This window comes from Candidatus Baltobacteraceae bacterium (assembly GCA_036488875.1).
GTDB lineage: Bacteria > Vulcanimicrobiota > Vulcanimicrobiia > Vulcanimicrobiales > Vulcanimicrobiaceae > JAFAHZ01.
In genome coordinates, this window is sequence record DASXGW010000004.1 from 257,076 (window position 1) to 275,016 (window position 17,941).

General features: G+C 63.6%; 15 protein-coding genes. 9 read left to right on the forward strand and 6 right to left on the reverse strand.

All coding sequences use genetic code 11. The features are described from left to right. The first annotated feature begins 228 nt into the window (after positions 1-228). The 3 genes from VGG89_06765 (at position 229) to VGG89_06775 (ending at position 3,786) form a co-directional block, all read left to right on the forward strand. Positions 229-1,464 (forward strand): hypothetical protein, encoded by a 1,236-nt coding sequence (locus VGG89_06765; GenBank protein ID HEY1976224.1) that lies wholly within the window; start codon positions 229-231, stop codon positions 1,462-1,464. Between the two features lies 1 nt (position 1,465). Next, positions 1,466-2,191, forward strand: a complete 726-nt coding sequence (locus VGG89_06770; protein HEY1976225.1) for an NAD-dependent deacylase — start codon at positions 1,466-1,468, stop codon at positions 2,189-2,191. Positions 2,192-2,565: 374 nt separating this feature from the next. Next, positions 2,566-3,786: a DUF2079 domain-containing protein gene (locus tag VGG89_06775; GenBank protein HEY1976226.1), complete on the forward strand. Its 1,221-nt coding sequence runs from the start codon at positions 2,566-2,568 to the stop codon at positions 3,784-3,786. Here VGG89_06775 and VGG89_06780 read toward each other — a convergent pair. Both VGG89_06780 and VGG89_06785 read right to left on the reverse strand, forming a co-directional pair. Then, the gene (locus tag VGG89_06780; GenBank protein HEY1976227.1) at positions 3,783-4,871 is read right to left on the reverse strand and encodes an adenylate/guanylate cyclase domain-containing protein; all 1,089 of its coding nucleotides are present in this window, start codon (positions 4,869-4,871) and stop codon (positions 3,783-3,785) included. The two genes, VGG89_06775 and VGG89_06780, sit on opposite strands and share 4 nt — an antisense overlap. Positions 4,872-4,888: 17 nt before the next feature. After that, positions 4,889-5,722, reverse strand: coding sequence for a FecR family protein (locus tag VGG89_06785; GenBank protein HEY1976228.1), 834 nt, complete (start codon positions 5,720-5,722; stop codon positions 4,889-4,891). Between the two features lie 59 nt (positions 5,723-5,781). Between VGG89_06785 and VGG89_06790 the strand changes: the two genes are divergently transcribed. Genes VGG89_06790 through VGG89_06815 form a run of 6 tightly spaced genes read left to right on the forward strand, consistent with a single transcriptional unit; the run spans position 5,782 to position 14,780 of the window. Continuing rightward, on the forward strand, positions 5,782-7,668 hold the full coding sequence (locus VGG89_06790) for a glycoside hydrolase family 20 zincin-like fold domain-containing protein (GenBank protein HEY1976229.1): 1,887 nt from the start codon (positions 5,782-5,784) through the stop codon (positions 7,666-7,668). Further along, positions 7,665-9,668, forward strand: coding sequence for a hypothetical protein (locus VGG89_06795; GenBank protein HEY1976230.1), 2,004 nt, complete (start codon positions 7,665-7,667; stop codon positions 9,666-9,668). The genes VGG89_06790 and VGG89_06795 overlap by 4 nt, the downstream gene beginning before the upstream one ends. Then, positions 9,661-11,052, forward strand: a complete 1,392-nt coding sequence (locus VGG89_06800) for a dipeptidase (protein HEY1976231.1) — start codon at positions 9,661-9,663, stop codon at positions 11,050-11,052. Before VGG89_06795 ends, VGG89_06800 begins: the two co-directional genes overlap by 8 nt. Before the next feature lie 22 nt (positions 11,053-11,074). Further along, complete coding sequence (locus tag VGG89_06805) at positions 11,075-11,812, forward strand: methyltransferase domain-containing protein (protein ID HEY1976232.1); 738 nt, start codon at positions 11,075-11,077, stop codon at positions 11,810-11,812. Next, positions 11,809-12,678, forward strand: coding sequence for a hypothetical protein (locus tag VGG89_06810; protein ID HEY1976233.1), 870 nt, complete (start codon positions 11,809-11,811; stop codon positions 12,676-12,678). The genes VGG89_06805 and VGG89_06810 overlap by 4 nt, the downstream gene beginning before the upstream one ends. Further along, positions 12,675-14,780 (forward strand): hydantoinase/oxoprolinase family protein, encoded by a 2,106-nt coding sequence (locus VGG89_06815; GenBank protein ID HEY1976234.1) that lies wholly within the window; start codon positions 12,675-12,677, stop codon positions 14,778-14,780. Before VGG89_06810 ends, VGG89_06815 begins: the two co-directional genes overlap by 4 nt. 4 nt (positions 14,781-14,784) lie before the next feature. Here the strand turns inward: VGG89_06815 and VGG89_06820 are convergent, their stop codons facing one another. The 4 genes from VGG89_06820 to VGG89_06835 all read right to left on the reverse strand — a co-directional run bounded on the left by VGG89_06820 (position 14,785) and on the right by VGG89_06835 (position 17,937). Next, on the reverse strand, positions 14,785-15,393 hold the full coding sequence (locus tag VGG89_06820) for a hypothetical protein (GenBank protein ID HEY1976235.1): 609 nt from the start codon (positions 15,391-15,393) through the stop codon (positions 14,785-14,787). A gap of 80 nt (positions 15,394-15,473) precedes the next feature. Continuing rightward, positions 15,474-15,806, reverse strand: coding sequence for an STAS domain-containing protein (locus tag VGG89_06825; protein HEY1976236.1), 333 nt, complete (start codon positions 15,804-15,806; stop codon positions 15,474-15,476). Between the two features lie 142 nt (positions 15,807-15,948). Continuing rightward, entirely contained in the window at positions 15,949-17,445 is a 1,497-nt protein-coding gene (locus VGG89_06830) for an amino acid permease (GenBank protein ID HEY1976237.1), read from the reverse strand. Between the two features lie 48 nt (positions 17,446-17,493). Then, a complete protein-coding gene (locus VGG89_06835; protein ID HEY1976238.1) occupies positions 17,494-17,937 on the reverse strand; it encodes a DUF4870 domain-containing protein in 444 nt (147 codons plus the stop codon). Positions 17,938-17,941: the final 4 nt, after the last annotated feature.

Genomic DNA, 17,941 nt, shown 5'->3' on the forward strand with positions numbered 1-17,941 from the left:
TCTTCCTTTAACGGTGGCCCGGAGCCGCCGGATGTTAGAGGGCAGGCCTCCGGTCGGTCACCTGGCAAACTGCCGACGATGCGAATTTCCTTAATAGCAGCCACGTTTGCCGGCCTTGCCCTAGCGGGTTGCGGGGCGAGCCGGCTGCTCCCGGGACAATCCCCGGTAGACTCCGTCGCGAAAGGCGCTGCCGCTTGTCCCACGGCGCCGCCGCCCGGCGTCGCGCATGTGGCTAAGCTAGGTATCGATACCGACGACCTCCTCTTCACTATTGGAACGCCGGCTAACGGGCCGCTGAAGGCGCTCGCCTTCAACGAAAAAGGCAAACCAGCCCAAGGCGTGTACGCGCACCCCGTCGTCGTGAGCGTAACGGACGACTCTCCGTCCAAACCGCACGCCGTGCTGAACTGTCGTTATCTATACTCTTCGTCTCAGAAGCTTCCGACGATTCGGTTTGACGGGCACGGCGATACCATCACCGTGACGATCGCGTCAATGCATTTGAACCCCATACACTACACGAGGCGCACGGCGCTGCCCGCCGGGAAACTGGCAAACGTCAGACTCGACGGTTCGATGACCCTAGGAGACGGCGACATCTGGAGTCCGATCCAACCGAAGCATTTTCCGCCGACGGACCGGCCGGTGTACGGCCGATTCTCAACCGGCGGAAAACTCGAAAACGTCTTTCGCGTGAAATCGGCGCAATTTGCGCCGGCCGATCCACAGTGCATCATCGGTGCCGACCGATTGGTGTGGTGCCTCGGCCAGTCGACCCACGCGCATCAGGGAATCATCAATCGTCTCGCGGCGGACGGGTCGATTGCGGAAATGACGCTTCCGAACCTCGGCTTCGTGACGTCGATGGCAACCGATAAAAGCGGCATTACGTGGGCGGCCGTAAACTACTCTTATGACTTTCCGGCATACTTTCTGACGATATCTTCTTCTGGGATCGTGACGAACGTCGGAAGTTTCACCGAGCCTCCGTTAGGTTTGGTCGACGACCCGCTTGGCCGAGGAATGTGGTTCGGGACCAAGAGCGCTTACGGCTTAGTGACGCCGAGCGGCCAGGTGACGGCCTATCATTTAATCGCCGGCCGCGGGCGAGGAGTACGGTTCTTCCTCGGCGCCGATGGAAATTTCTGGGTCCCCTGGGTGGGTGATCGTTGCCGGCTCGTGAAATTCGACACGAACGGGCGCGTCGTATATTCGGGCGCGATGAAAGTTGACCGCTATACACCGTGCCCGGCGTGGTTGGGGCAGTACACGTTTGATGACAACAAGAACCTGTACACCGTCGATAGCGTTCACGGAGCGGTGATCAGAATCACTCCGGACGGTAAAGTGTCGAGTTACGGGATGTTTCACAATGGACCGCCCCAAGGCATTAGCTTCAAAAACGGTAAGCTATACGTGACCGCTCGGGCGACCGTCTTTTCGCTCGATCCGGCGCTTTGGTAGTGTGAAAGAGCTCGTCGACAGGCTGCGCGGCGCGAGGTCCATTTTCGCCCTGACGGGCTCGGGGATTTCTGCCGAAAGCGGCCTGCCGACGTTTCGCGGCGTCGGCGGCCTGTGGCGCTCGCATCGCGTGGAGGAGCTGGCGTCGCCCGAAGGGTTCGCGCGCGACCCGGTGTTGGTGTGGACCTGGTACAACGAACGCCTTGCCGCGCACCGTCGCGCCAGTCCGAACCGGGGGCACTACGCCCTGGCGCAACTGGAACAAATAACGCGCGGCTTCGCGCTGGCGACGCAAAACGTCGACTCGCTCCACTTGCGCGCCGGAACGCGCAACCTCATCGAACTGCATGGTAATCTGCGCGAAGCGCGCTGCGATCGCTGCGGCGAACGTCGGCCGCTCGATGCCGCCGGGCTGCCGCTCGATGAGATCGATCATGCCTGCGGCGGCCGCATGCGCCCCGATATCGTGTGGTTTGGCGAAGCGCTCCCGCGTGCGGCCTGGGAACGCGCCCAAGCGGCTGCGGCAAAAGCGGACGTCATTCTCGTCATCGGCACCAGTGCCGTCGTGTATCCCGCAGCGGCGCTCGCTACGCACCACAACCGCTCTGCGTTTATCGCCGAAATCAATCCCGAGGAAACCGCGATCAGCGACAGCGTCGACTGCGTGCTGCGCGGCACCGCCGCCGAAACGCTGCCCAAAATCGTTGAGGTCATCGATGTTACGACGTGAAAACAGGTTTGGGCGAATATTCGCTCAAGCGGAAGCTCGACGTTAGGGACCAAATCGACGCGTTGCAGTTCGCCCCACCATACGGACCTGACCTCGCTCATATTCGAAGAGGCCACCGGATAGGGCGAGAGCGGATCAAGGAGCTTGATCCGCTCTCGCTTGTAGCTCTTACGCAGAGCAATTTTCGCAGACGGGCAACCCCATATTAGCATACTCGCAACTCATGCTCAAGGTTGCCCAAACCCCTGCGACGCCGTTGAGCTACGGGCGCAACGGAAGGATTGTAACGTTGGTTTGTAGCTGATCTATTATCGGATGATGAGCAGTTAGTGTTGAAAGCCCCGGTTCGCGATATGCGTCCTGTATATTGGGCGATGGGAGTATTTGCCGTCGTCTACATCGCGTTGGATCTCAATAAGTTCTACGCGCTGCGTTACGGCGCCGACATGGGGACGTTTCTGCAAACGATCTCCAACATGCGCGACGGGTCGTCATGGAACTTCGGCGAGTGGCGTCCGCATCTGCAAGTTCACGATTCGTGGATCTTGTTCGCGCTCGTGCCGCTCATTGCGCTGTTCCCGCGCGGCGAAACGCTAATTGTCGCGCAGGCCCTGATCGTCGCATCGGCCGCAATACCGCTGGCATTGTTCGCGCGCGAGATCGGCGTCTCGCCCAAGCTTGCAAATCTGCTGGCCATCGCATACCTGCTGTCCCCGTCGGCGCAGGGGTTCACGTACGATAACTTTTCGGAAAACGTGTTCGTGCCGGTGCTCGCCGTTAGCGCGGCGCTCTGCGCGCGGCGGCGTGCGCTGTGGCCCACGCTGCTCTGCGCCGAGCTGCTCATGGGCGTCAAAGAAGACGAGATTCTCTTTGTCGCATGGTTTGCCGCAGCGTGTTTTCTCTTTTGGGATCGTCGAATCGGCGCGGCGGCTTTCGGTTTGGCGACGCTCAACGCGGCGGCGTTTTGGGGAGTAGAACTTATGTTCGGAGGGCACTCGAACGCGCCGGGTTACGCACTTGCCGTCGAGGACGCGGGCGGCAAGCTGACGCTGATCGCGCTGCTGCTTGCGCCGTTTGCGTTTACACCGCTGTTCGTCGGCCGGTGGCTGGCATTGTCGATTCCGCTGTTGGCCGAGATCGTGTTCGCGCAGCACAACCCCTACGAACCCAGCCGCATCGGAACCCACTACACCGCGCCGTTGCTGGCGACTGCGGCGCTCGCCGCGGCGTTCGGTATTCGTCGCGCTCCGCGATGGGCGCCGTGGATGGTGCCGTGCGCGCTCGTCGTGATGTTGTTCGTCTTCAACGATACGGCGTTGCGGCCGGGACGTTGGCCGTTCATCGTGGACTGGAACGCGTACGCGCGCGCGGTTGCCGTTCGCGACGCGCAAACCGGCGTGCTGCTGCATCGGCGCGACGAAGGCGCGTGGGCGGTCGCTGCGGTCAATCCGCGCGTCCGGCTCGAACAACGGGCCGATCCGCAGTTCGTCGCGTGTCCGGGTTACAATACCAACGCTGCCGCATTCTTCTCGAGCATCGGCATCGGGCCGCATCGCGACGACGTGTTGTGCGGCGGGGTCCCGGTGAATCGCTAAGGCGGAAGTTGAATCGGCGGCCCGTCGTCGTCTTCGTACGTCTCGACGACGGGCGGCTCGGGCAGCGCCGGCTCGGCGTTGTCGAGACTGGAGAAACGCACCGGCGTGCGCTTCGGCTCGATACCCTTGAACGAGGGCCGCTCCACGATCACGGGATCTTTCACGCGCTTGTCGATCACGTTCGGCGGCTTGGGTGCGGCGTCGACCCGCGAGGGGTCGGGCGCGGGTTCCGGATCCGGAAGCGGACGCTCCAGGGGTTCTTCGGGCTGCACGACCGTCCGCTTGAACGCGCTTTGCGAGGGCAGCGTCAGACGATCGTCCTTGGCGCTCTTGCGCAGCCCGCGAATCACGTACGCGTTGTGCAGGCGCCGCAAACCGCGCAGCGGCAGCGACGACGTCGGAACGCCGACGAACGTCTCGCGGACGGGATCGTACGTTGCTTCCGACGCGACGATCGTCGCGTTGAGTTCTTCGGACGCAGCTTCAAGCCGCATCGCGACGTCGGCAGGGTTGCCGATGACCGCGAACTCCCGGCGATGTTGAAAGCCCGTATCGCCGGCGACGATCTTCCCGGAGTTCACGCCGATTCCCACGGTGAACGCGCGGCGGCCTTGTCCTTGCCAACGCGTTTCCATAGCCTTGACCATGCGCATGATATCCAGCGCGGCGCGCAGCGCGCGTTCTTCTTGAAACGTTTCGTCGAGCAGAACGCCGAAGACGGCGGTGACGGTGTCGCCGCGCAGCGACTCGATCATACCGTGGTTGCGCTGCGCCGCTTTACCGGCGATGGTGTAGAATTCGTTGAGATACGTGAGAGTCTCTTCGGGCGACAAGTCTTCGGCGAAGAGCGCGAAGTTGTGAATGCGGCAGGACAGGATCGTCGCGTAATATTCGCGCGCCGTGAAGAGCCGGGGGTCGTTGCGCGCGAGCAGCTCTTCGACGACCGGCGGCGGAACGTAGCGCGAGAAGAGCGCGACGACACGCCCCCGCTCTTCACGTTCGGTCATATAGCGCCGAAAGAAAATCGACGCGTATACGGCTGCTCCGATGGCGATAACGATCGCAAGACCGAGAAGCACCGCCATCGCCGGCTTCCTCTATCCTAGTGGCAGGTTGCCGGCGTCTGTTGCGGTGCCGGCGAGGGCGACGGCGTCGCCTTCTTGTGGCCGAACAGGCCGCCGACGTTTACTCCGCCCGGTATCAGATTGCTGCCCGGAACCTGGTTCACGACGCCGTTCACTTGCGTCTGCGCGTAGGCGACCACTTTGCCTTGGGCCGCGTCCCAGCTCGTCGGTACGCCGAACTCGGGCGAGAACTGGTCGATGAGCTGCTGGGTAAGCTGCTGCACCTGCGCTCGAATGATGCCGTTGACCAGTTGCGCGGCCAGCGATTGGCCGGCGATGACGCTGAAGACTTGGCCGTTCTTGAACGTTACGCGAACCGGCATGCTCTTGTCGCAGAGCTCGTAGACGTTCACACGCATGTTGCCCTTGTCGTCGTACGCGATGTCGCCTTGCGTGCCGCGCACTGCGACCGAACCCGTCGCGGTTTGGAACGTGTAGTTGGCTTGTGCGCCTTTGGGATGCTGCACCGCAAACCGCACTTTGCCGTCGTACAAGACGAACTTCGCGTTGGCGATGTTCGTCTGATTGAAGAAGGCAAGCTGCACTTTGGAATCCGAGCCCACCATCACTTGCGAGCTGTCCGGCAGAATCACTGCGCCGAGCGAATCCGCGCCGGTAATGGCGGTGTACTGGTCGTTGACGCCGACGATGGCGTTGACGCCCACCGGGACCGGCGTCTTGTTGGGCGCCTGATACGAGACGGCCCCCTTTTTGTTCTGTAACTGCTTGTCGTCGCCGGCGAGCGACGGCAAGGCACAGGCAAGGACCAGCGCATAAGCGCAGGCCGCCAAGACGATTCCTAAGCGCTTCATGACGACAGGTTAAGCAGGCGGGGCGAGGACTCCCGTCCGGATGCGACTAACGCGCGAGTGTGACGCTCGCAGCGCTCGTGCTTTTGCATCTGCTTCCACGGCCGGCCAGCGTCGAGCTCCTCCCGTGCCGTGTTTCCGCCGCCGCGTTGCGTACGGTCGCGCCGCGGTTTGACGGCGGCGCTCGCGACGAACTCGACGAGCGGTGGACGGCCCTGGGCCTGGGGCGGCTGCGGACGAGCGACGCACCGGCGATTCTCGTCCGGCGCGATCGCAGCCTCGGCGCGCAGGCGTATCGGCTCACCGTGCGAGATGGACGGGCCGTCATCGATAGCGGCGACGCCGACGGTGCCTTCTACGGCGCCATGACGCTCGCGCAGCTGCCTCAACGCGACGGCGCGTCGTGGACGGTCCCGTGCGTGCGCGTCGAAGACCGGCCGGCGCTTCGCTGGCGCGTGCTCTCCGACGACGTGTCGCGCGGACCGCTGCCCACGATGCGCTACTTCGAAGAACGGATTCGCACGATCGCCGCGTTTAAGATGAACGGTTACTCGCCGTACATGGAGCACGTCTTCCTCAGCCCAACCGATCCGCTGCCGGCGCCGCTCGACGGCATCACGCCGGCGCAGCTCCACGATCTCGCCGTCTACGCCAAGCGCTTTCACGTCGCGCTGATTCCGCAGCAGCAAACGCTCGCGCACATGCACGGTACGCTGCGGGTCGAAGAGTACGCAGACGCAGCCGCCACGTCGCACGGTTTTCTCATCGCTCCCGGCTCCGCGCCCGGGCAAGCGTATCTCGCGCGCGTTATCGGTCAAGAGTTGGCCGCGGTGCCCCACCCGCCGTTCTTTCACATCGGCTCCGATGAAGCCGACGTCTCTGCGTCCGATTTCGTCGATCACGTGTCGGCGATGAACCGGTTGATCGCGCCGTCGGGCGCGCGCGTCATGTTCTGGGACGACGCGCTCGAGAACAACCCGTCGATGGCTCCCCGCTTACCGCGCAGCTCCGCGATCGTCAACTGGCATTATACGCTCGAGCCAAGCTTCCAGCATTATATCGACCTGATCGCGCGCAGCGGCTTCGCACAGATGGTCGATCCGGGCGACGCCAATTGGAATCAAATTTTTCCCGACGTCGACGGTGCGCTCGCGACTGAAAACCGTTTCATCGGCGAGGGAAAGCGTTCGCGCGTCCTCGGCCTCTACGAATCGACTTGGCACGACGACGGCGAAACGCTCTACGAAGCGACGTGGTATCCGGTGCTTTACGCCGCCGCCTCGGCGTGGGAACGCGACGACGTCGATCCCCAACGCTTCGAGCGCGACTTCGGGGCGGCATTTTTTGGAGCCGGCGACGCAACGTTCGGCAGCGACGCGGTGCGCTTGGGCGACGCGTTGCACCGTATTGCACCCAACGCGTATGACAATCCGAGCGACGTGCTCTTCTGGACCGACCCCTTCGACGCGGCTGCGAACGCGCGCATGAGCTCGGCCGATCTGCGCGCGGTTCGTCTCGATGCCGAATCGGTCGAACGGCACCTCTACGATACGCGGCCGCCGCTGCACGCCAACGCTGCCTTCGTGATGTTCCTGGCAGCGCGCCGCTACGATGCGCTCGCGCGCAAGTTTCAAATCACGCGCGAAGTGCGCGATCTGTACGCCGACGCGGTCGCCCATGCGGGCGAAACCGGCGGACCTTCGGTGCGCGACCTGTTGTGGTGCAAATATTGGATGTGGGAGCTGCGCGACTCCTACGAAGAACTCGCGCCGCTGTACGCGCGAGCGTGGCGGTACGAAAGCCGCGAGAGCCACCTGGCCAGCAACCTCGAACGATACCATCTCGCCGCGCAGCGCGCGATATCGTTGAGCGACGCCTTCTACCGCGCACTCTACGACGACTACGTCCCGAAGAAGGCGCTGCCGCCGCTCGAGGATATCATCAGGTGAGTGCCGCCCTCGTTCTGATCGTGTTTCTCTTTTTTGCGGTCGCGATGTACTTGCGGTGGCTTCCGGCCTTGATCGCGGTTCCCGCGATGGCCATCGTTATGTCGGTGGCGGCGGGCGTTCCGGCGTCGCAGTTGGGAGACGTCATCGTCGGCGGTTCGGCCGCGTTGGCGCCGGTGTACGTTGCGGTGGTTTTCGGCGCATTACTCGGGCGTGTGACGCTCGACACCGGGATCGCGCGCGCGATGATCAATCTCGCGGCCGAGTACGGCGGCGAGAGCCCGTTTCTCTTTGCGATCGTCGTATGTGCGGTGGTCGCCGTGCTCTTCACGTCGCTTTCGGGCTTGGGCGCGATCATCATGGTCGGGTCGATCGTGCTGCCGATTCTCATGACGACGGGCGTACCGCGCACCGCTGCGGCGACGCTGTTCCTGATGTCGTTCGCGCTCGGCTTCATTTTTAACATTGCGAACTGGAAGTTCTACACGACGTACTTTCACGTGGCGCGCGAACAGATGGTGCTCTACGCCGTCGCTCTGGCGGCGATCGATGCGATCGCGCTGTTGATCTACGCAATCGTGGCGTTTCGCCGCGAGCGCGAGTACGCGACGTGGGCCGTCCGAGCGGAACGAGAAGACGACGAACCCGGCGTTCCCGCGGTGGCGCTCGTCATTCCGATCCTGCCGATCGCGCTCTACTATTCGCCGCTGCACGTCGATGCGGCACCGGCGTTTCTGATCTCAGCGGTTGCGGGCGTGTTGATCGCGCGGCCGCGCGATGCGGTGCAAACGCTGGTGGCCGCGGCCATTCGCGGGGTCGAAGACGTCGCCCCCGCGCTCCTGCTCTTTATGGGAATCGGGATGCTGTTCGTCGCCACGCAGAAGCCGGAGTTTGCCGGCGCGCTGCACGCGCTGGTAGCCGGAGGGTGGGCGAGCAATCCGATCGCGTTCGTGCTGGTGTTCGGCGTTGCGAGTCCCCTCGCGCTCTATCGCGGGCCGCTCAATCCGTTCGGCGTGGGCATCGCGGTCTTTACCGTGCTGCTCGCCTCGCACGCACTGCCTGCGCCGGTTCTCGTGGCCGCAATCATGGCGGTCGTGCAGGTGCAGAACGTGTGCGATCCCACCAATACCGCCAACGTCTGGGTTGCCAATTTCACCGGCGTCGACATCGAAACGATCACCAAGCGGACGCTGCCGTTCCAAACCGCCGTGGCCATTGCGGCCACGATTCTGTGCGTCGTCGCCACGCCGGCCCTGTTTGGAACGCGCGCCTTTGCATCGGCGATCCCTCCGGCGCGCGCCGACGCGCTGCCTGCGGGTCTGTTCGCTTCCGCCCAGGCGCGCGATCGTATCGCCGTCGGCAACGACCGGTCGGCGCTGGCGGGTGCCGCGGATGCGTCGGTCGTCGACGCCCTGCGCGATGCGAAATGGGAGGCGTTTGCGGTATCGGGAGATCCAAACACCAGCGACTGTACGCGCAAGCCGTATGCCGCGTACGTCGACGTGTCGACGTCTCAGTTTTCGCTGATCGAAGGCACGGATCTCGACGTCGGGTTACGCCTGGAGGACTGCGGCGGGTGGATCGTCGACGAGTGGCACGATCACCGCGTTTTCGCGGGAACGCCAGGAAGCGGCGACGCTGCCGCGCTGGCGCGTGAAGGCGTGAATCGCCTGCGCGGCTGGATGACGGCCAATCCGCAGCGCGGCGAAACGCTGTTGCGCGACGGCGTCGCGTGGGTACCGGGCGACGCTCCCACGTACTTCTATACCTTATTCAAGACCGTCGACGGAAACTTGCGTCTCTACGTACGCGGCGGCGGCCCGGCCTATGCCGCCGGGCTGCGCTCCGGGGACGTCGTGAACAAGATAGACGGCAAGTGGTGGTGGGAGTACGGCACGTATCAAGCGCAGCAGCGCGCGTACGACGGGAAGCCGCACGACTTCGAGATCGTTCGTAACGGGATTACACAGAACGTCGCTTTGGGGGAACCGTTCCATGGCTAAGATCGATCCGGTGCTGGCGCGCTTTTGCGACGAACGCGAAAGCGCGCGTCTCGACGAACTCAAGCGTTGGATCGCGATGCCCTCGATATCGGCCGATCCCGAACGCGCCGGCGACGTGCGGCTTTGCTGCACCCTCATCGTCGACCGCATGCGCGAGATCGGCCTCGAGGCAAGCGTGTTGGAAACCGACGGCAACCCGATTGCGTACGGCGAGTGGCTCGGTGCTCCCGGCAAGCCGACGATTTTAATCTACGGGCATTACGACGTGCAGCCCGTCGATCCGATCGAGTTGTGGACGAGCCCGCCGTTCGAAGGCACGGTGCGCGACGGAAAGATCTTTGGCCGCGGTGCCGTCGACGATAAGGGCCAGGTGCTGATGCATCTGGCCGCGATCGAAACGCACCTGCAAACGCGTGGGCGCTTGCCGCTCAACGTCAAGGTCGTGGTCGAAGGTGAAGAAGAGATCGGATCGCCGAACTTCGACGCCGCGGTCGATCGTTATCGGCGTCAGTTTTCAGCCGATGCGGCGGTCATTTCCGACACGTCGGTATTCGCCGAAGACGTGCCGTCGCTCACCACGTCGGTGCGCGGTCTCGTTCATTGGGAAATCGAGGTGCGCGGTCCGGCCGAGGACGTGCACTCGGGGTACTTTGGCGGCGTCGTACGCAATCCGCTGGAGGCGTTGGCGTCGATTCTCGCCGGACTCAAGGACGCGCAAGGCCGCGTTACGGTAGCCGGGTTTTACGATGGCGTCGGCGAGCTCGATCCGGTGCTGGCCGGCGAGTTGCGCGCGCTGCCGTTCGACGAATCGCGCGAGGCCGAACAGTTGGGTGTCCCCACGCTTGCGGGAGAATCCGGCCGAATGCCGCTCGAGCGGATGTGGTACCGGCCGACGCTCGAGTGCAACGGCATGTGGGGCGGATACTCGGGCCCGGGTTATAAGACGATCGTGCCGAGCTGGGCCAAAGCCAAGTTGTCCGCGCGATTGGTCGGCGAACAAGATCCGCTACGGGTGCGGCGCGCCGTTGCCGAGCACGTTCTCGCGCACGCGCCGTCGGGTGTTCGCGTGAACGTGAGCGACGGCGGCGAGGTTCGGCCCATCGTTATCGCGCGCGATCACCCGATCGTTGCTGCGGCTGCGGCCGCTATGGAAGCCGGCTTTGGAAAAGCGCCGGTCTTCATCGGCACCGGCGGATCGATCGGGCCGGTCGCGACCTTCGACCGCATACTGCGGCTGCCCCAGGTGCTCGTCGGCGTGGGTCTTCCCGACGACCGCATTCACGCGCCCAACGAGAAGTTCAATCTCAAACAGTTTTTTGGAGGCATTAAAACCATGGCCGCCTTGTACGACGAAGTGGCCGCAAGCGGGCTCGGGTCGGCGTAAGGCGAATCGAAGCAGCGTACAGGTGAGCGACCAGATGCAATCGACCGAGCGTTTCGGCGACCGAGCGCAAGCCTACGCAGCATATCGCCCGTCGTATCCAGACGAGGCGATTGATGCCGTGCTCGACGGTCTGGGTAACCCCAGCGGGTTGGAAATCGCCGACGTCGGAGCCGGCACGGGAATATCGTCGCGGCTGTTTGCCAGTCGCGGCGCGCACGTCATCGCCGTCGAGCCGAACGCCGACATGCGGCAAGCCTCGGTCGATCACCCGCGCGTCGATTGGCAAGCGGGTACTGCCGATCGTACCGGCTTGCTCGACCAAAGCGTCGACGTCGTCGTCGCGTGTCAAGCGTTTCATTGGTTTGCGACGCCGTTTGCGATGAGCGAAATGCGGCGCATCGCGCGACGGCGCGCCGCAATGCTGCAGTACGAACGCGACGAGCGCGATGAATTTACGAGGGCGTACGGTGACGTCGTGCGGACGTACGCGCGCGACGACACCGAAACGATGCGCATGCACGCGCTTGCGACCTTCGCGCACTTTCCGAAGGCCGCCGTCACGCGCAGCGCGTTCACCGCGCGTCAGCAGCTCGATCTCGACGGTCTGCTCGGCCGCGCAGCGTCGGCGTCGTACTTGCCTAACGTCGGCCCCGAAGCCGACGCGCTGCGCGCCGATTTGAAGGCGGTCTTCGAAAAATTCGAAAACGCCGGAAAGCTCGAGCTTGCGATGGTGACCTTCGTCCTCATCGCCGACTGGTGATTGTCGCGCTGCTTGCGGCGCTCGCAACCGCAACGCCATCCGCTTCTCCGGCGCCGCAAGAAATCTTCGATCGAGCGTTTACGCGGTTGGCTTCGTACCCGGTTGCGCCGTACGCCGTCGAGATCGCTACGCGTGACGAGAACTTCACGAGCCCAGTGCTCGGACGCGGCGGAAAAGCCGAATTCGCGGAGCGCTATACCTATAGGAGCGTAGACGGCGTCGAAAACGTTACGGAGTATCCGGTTGGGAGCGATCGGCTTCCGCCCGCGCTGATCGCGCTCAATCAGCTAGGCGCGTTTGCATGGTCTCCACGGCGCGAAAATCTCATGGCCCCGCAGGGAGCCGGCGAGCCCGCTTTGCCCGACATTCCCAAGCCTCTCAAAACGATCGCTCACGTCGTCGCGTACGGGCCGCCGAGTTACGCGTTTGCAGCCGCCGGTTCGACGGGCTCGGCGGCAGCGGTTAGCATGGAAACCGTGGACGGGCACCTCTGCTACCATCTTCGTCTGCGCCCGCTGTCCGATCCGCAGCGCCATAATCTGCGCGACCTGTGGATCGATACCACGACGTTCGACTTATGGAAGGCCACCTTCGACGGCAGCTACCGCCCTGTGCCGCTCGCGCCTTCGAGCCCATCGACGTTTACCTCGATCTTCGCACCGATCGGGCAGTACTGGATCGTTTCGCGGCAGCACTGGACCTGGACCGACGCTGCCGATGAGGTCTTCGACGACATCAACATGGAGGTGAACAAGATCGTCTTTCCGTCGGCGCTCCCGGACTATCTGTTCGATCAAGCCGAGTACGAAAAGCAGCAGCGCGCGGACATTACCGACCCTCTCGACGCGATTCTCAACGGACAATGAACGCGCAGCGCAAACTCCGGATTGGCATCGACGTTGGGGGAACGTTTACCGATGTCATTGCCATCGACGTAGCGACGCGCGAACTCGTAGCATCGGTAAAGATACCGACGACGCACCGCGCCACCGAAGGCGTTGCCGCCGGTATCGTTGACGGTATCGGGCGGCTGCTGGATCGCGCGGGCGTGCATCCCGGCGACGTGGCGTTCATCGCGCACTCGACCACGCAAGCAACGAACGCACTGCTCGAGGGCGACGTCGCGCGCGTCGGCGTCGTGGGATTATTGGGGCCCTCAGGATGGCTCGCGCGTCGCCAGATTCGCTTCGCGCCGGTGGAGCTCGCGCCGGGACGATCGCTCGCTCCCACGTTCGTGTTTGCCGCATCGCGCGATGAAGCGGCGATACGCTGCGCGGTCGACCGCGCCATCGGCGATGGCGCCGAGGCGATCGTCGCGAGCCAGCCGTTCGGCGTCGACCGGCCGGCGGCCGAGGCGAGCGTCGTCGACTACGCGCGGACGCGCGGCGTCGACGCGACCAGCGGTCACGACGTCAGCGCGACGTACGGGTTGCGCGCGCGCACGCGTACCGCCGCACTCAACGCCGCGATTCTACCGCGGATGATCCGCACTTCAAAAATGACCGCGGCGGCGGTGAAGAACGCCTCGATTCCCGCGCCGCTGATGATCATGCGCAGCGACGGCGGCGTGATGGACGTGCGCGAAATCGAGCGGCGCCCGATTCTCACCTTGCTCTCGGGACCTGCGGCAGGCGTTGCGGGCGCGCTGCTCTACGAGAATCTCACCGACGGCATTTTCATCGAGGTCGGCGGAACGAGCTCCGATATTTCCGCGATTCGTCAAGGCCGTCCGCAAATGCGGCCGGCGCGCATCGGTGGCCACCGAACGATGCTGCGCACGGTCGACGTGCGCACGCTCGGCGTTGCCGGCGGCAGCATGATTCGGATCGCGGACGGCACCGTCGTCGACGTCGGTCCGCGCAGCGCGCACATCGCCGGCTGTGCGTATGCGTGCTTCTGCGACGAGGCGCTGCTCGACGGCGCGCTCGTCGAAACCGTCGCGCCGTGGCCGGGCGATCCGCAAGACTATGCCATTCTCCGCGCACGCGACGGCACGGCAATCGCGCTAACGACGAGCTGCGCGGCAAACGCGCTCGGCTGCATCCCCGAAGGTGCGTTTGCCAACGGAAACGCCGCCGGTGCGAAACGCGCGTTCGAGATTCTCGCGGCGCATGCCGGTGCGCGCGGCGACGCGCTGGCGCGCACCGTCCTCGACGTCGCGGCGGCCAAACTGCGTGCGACGATCGACGAGCTGATTGCCGATTATGGCCTCGAGCGCGCGCACGTGACGATCGTCGGCGGCGGCGGTGGTGCCGGCGCGATCGTCCCCTACGCCGCCGAGGCGATGGGGCTTCGTCATCGGATCGCGCGCGACGCCGAAGTGATCGCTCCAGTCGGCGTGGCGCTGGCACTCGTGCGCGACGTCGTCGAACGAACCATCGTCGCGCCCACGCCCGAGGATATCGCGCGCTTGCGCAGGGAAGCGATCGATCGCGTCGTCGCTGCCGGAGCGTCGCCCGATCGCGTAGAGGTGACGGTCGAAATCGATTCGCAGCGCAACCGCGTGCGCGCGGCGGCTTCGGGGGCGACCGCGCTCGCCGAGCCCGTGCTTACACAGCGATGCGACGAGGACGCACGTCGCGCCGCGGCGTCGCAGAGTCTCGACGGCGATGCGGCGGCCTTACAGCGCGTCGAACTCACGGCCGAGCTCACCGGCTACACGCTCGACGGCGCGCTGGCGATCGTCGACGATCGCGGTATCGTGCGGCTGGTGTTGCGGGGCGCACGCGTGCTCGTCGCGACGGCCGGCACGGTGGAAGCGAGCGCGTATCGAGCCATCGAGCGGAGCACGCGATTCGGTGACGTCGGTCGCGCGCTGCCGGCGCTCTATCTTCTGCGCGGCGAGCGGATCGCGACCTACGACGGATTGGCGAGCGCGCAACAAGCGGTAGCGCTCGCGCTTGAAGAGCTCGAGGGATGCCGGGAATCGGAGCCGGTAGCGCTGCTGACGCTGCCGCGTCAGGCGTAGCCCGTTACTGCATCGCTGCTACGTTGTCGAACTGATAGCCGGTAAAATCGGCGTTGGCCGAGAGCGGCATGTGCGGATAGTCGACCGAGATGTCCATCTTTTGCGGAAGCAAGTACGCTCCGGTCTGCCCGGGTTTGACCGTCATGTGGATGTGCATGCCGTCGTTATAGGTTGCGTCGACCCAGTCGGCGCCTTGGTCGTTGAGCGCGACTTGCGCTTTCTGCAAGTTCGGATCGTGCAATGCCTGCAGATCGAAGATGGCGTCGTCGCCGTCGATGCCGTCCGCCTCATACGCATAGTTTTCCGGCCACAGCGTGGGGTCGAGCATCGAAAGGTCGATGTCGTGCACTTGCTTGGCGAAGAACGGCATCTGCGTGAAGTGCACCCAGTAACGGTGACCCTTCTTGTACGTGCCGTCGCCGGACAGATGAAAACCCATCCACGGGAAGTGGTGCATTTTCACGGCAACGTCGGCATGGAACGTGAAATTCGGCAGACTCGAGTTGCGTGCGTCGACCGCGGCAATGATCGCGCTGCAGTCATCGGCTCGGGGGACCGCGCCCGTGAGGAGGACCGAGAGAGCGACCAGGGTCGCGTAAGTTGGCACGCGCATCGGGATACCTAGTATATTCCCGGTTATCGGCGACGCACGCCGGGTGACCGGGGTACTAAAGGTCCCGCGTTGCTTGTTCTTTACGCGTTGATTGCCATCGCGCGATCGGGAACGCGCTCGAACGCTTCTTCGAGCGAGTGCACGACCGGAAACACCTCGTCTAACCCCAGGAAGCGGAATAAGCGACCAAAGCGCTGTTCGTCTACTACGAAGCATGCCGGGCGCGCGCCGGCATCGGAACGCGAACGGCGCATGCGCATGAACTCGCACAAACACGACGAGTCGATATAGCTGACCTGACTCAAATCGACAATCAGGTAAGGCTTCTCGTAGAAGGGCCCGAGCGCTTCACGCAGCTCGTGCTGGCGGTCAATATCGAACTCGCCCGTGAGGGAGACGATGGCTGGTTCCATGACGTGCAACTCCTATGCCGACGAAAACAACCGCCCGTCGGCGTAGGCCCATTATGCTTGCTAGGCCCCTGTCATCGACAGAGGCCTAGGGCGAATCGGGACGTTCCCCAGATGGCCCTTGACAGGCCGGTTGGCTGGCGAGCTAGTTGACGCGAGGCTGCGTGATCGCCAGTCCTTCGACCTCCTCGAGCGCGACGGTGCTCTTATTGCGGCCGTAGCTGAAATAGAAGATCATTCCGGCGGCGAACCAGACCACAAACGCCAGCCACACCAGCGGGAAGAATCCCCACACGTATGGGTTGCCTTCCTTGAGGAAGTAGATCAGCCCTAACGCGGTAATCGCCGCTAGCGGCGGGATGATATACGGTCCTCCCGGCACTTCGAAAGAGCCCTTGAAGTCCGGATGACGCTTTCGCAGTATCGGTACGGCTATCGCCACGAGAATGAACGCCACGAGCGTTCCCATGTTCGTGACCGATCCGAGAATGCTGATTGGGAAGAACGCACCCGCGGCTGCAATGAGTATGCCGAACAGGATCTGCGAGATCCACGGCGTCCGGAAGGTCGGATGAAGTTTTACGAAGAGCGGCGGTATCAGTCCGTCGCGCGACATCGCGTAAAAGACGCGCGTCTGACCGTACATCATGACCAGCAGCACGGTCGTGAGGCCGGCAATCGCTCCAAACGAGATGATCAATCCCGCAGCGGTTAAACCGACGTGATTGAGCGCGAACGCCACCGGATTGGACACGTTGAGCTCGTTGAACGGCACGAGTCCGTTGAGGATCGCCACGACGACGATGTAGAGAACCGTGCAGATCACTAAACTCATGATGATGCCGAAGGGTAAATCCTTACCGGGATTTTTTGCTTCCTCGGCAGCGGTCGAGACCGCGTCAAAGCCGATATAGGCGAAGAAGATGAACGCCGCGCCGCCAAGCATGCCGCCCCAACCGAACGGGAAGTACCCGCCGGCACCCGTCGCCGGTCCCGGCGGCAAGTGATAGTTTGCGCCGTTGATGTGATCGATGCCGACCGCGATGAAAAAGAGCACGACGGCGACTTTGATGGCCACGATGATCGCGTTGACCGTACCGGATTCTTTTGTGCCTTTGACGAGCAATGCCGTGATCACAAAAATAATGCCGGCTGCCGGTAAATTGGCAAATCCCGGAGTTGCGTCCCAATGGCTGTGTTGCCACTGCTGCGGGATCGTGAGGTGAAATAAATTCTGCAGAATGTTGGTGAAGTAGCCCGACCACCCGACGCTCACGGTCGCAGCGCCGAGCGCGTATTCCAACACGAGTCCCCAGCCGACGATCCACGCGAAAAACTCACCCATGGTTGCATAGGTATACGTGTAGGCGCTCCCGGAGATGGGAACTTTGCTCGCCACTTCGGCGTAACACAGCGCAGCGAGCGCGCTGACGATGCCGGCCACGACGAACGAGATGGTGAGTGCCGGGCCCGCCCGAGTCGCCGACGCCACGCCGGTCAACACAAAGATACCGGTGCCGATAATGGCGCCGATACCCATCGCGGTGAGTTGCCACGGTCCCAGCGACCGTTTCAGGCCCTGATCATGGTTCGCGCCTTCCGCTAAGATGCGCGAAAGAGGCTTCACTCTCGATAGCAGCATGGGGGTCAATATCGCCCCGAGGCCTTTCCTCCCTGTAAAGCGGCGCGCTTACTTCACGAAGCGGATGGCAAAGGGGTAGCTGTACGGCCGTCCGGCGCCCGCCGCCAACGTTCCCATGATGATGAAGACGAGCGAGAGCAGCAAGAGCGCGACGACGATCGCGCCGACCAAGACCCAGGCTCCGACGAACCCGATTCCCATTGCCGCGGAGCCCGTCGAGTGTGCGGGCTGCGACGCTGCGGCGAAGATGAAGCCGAAGAAGCCAAAGACGCCGACCAGGATTGCCACGAGTCCAAACAGCGATATCGTGAGCTGGTAGTTCAGCGACGCTCGCGCGTGCTCGGCGACGAACGGCGACTCGTGTCCTTTGATCAGGTAAACGACCAGCGGTCCGATCACGTGGCCAAACGGCAAACCCGCCACTGCGATAAGGGCCGACAAGTGCGCCGCCATCGCCCAGTTGCGCTCTTCGGCGCTCTGTTCGGTTTGCACGCCG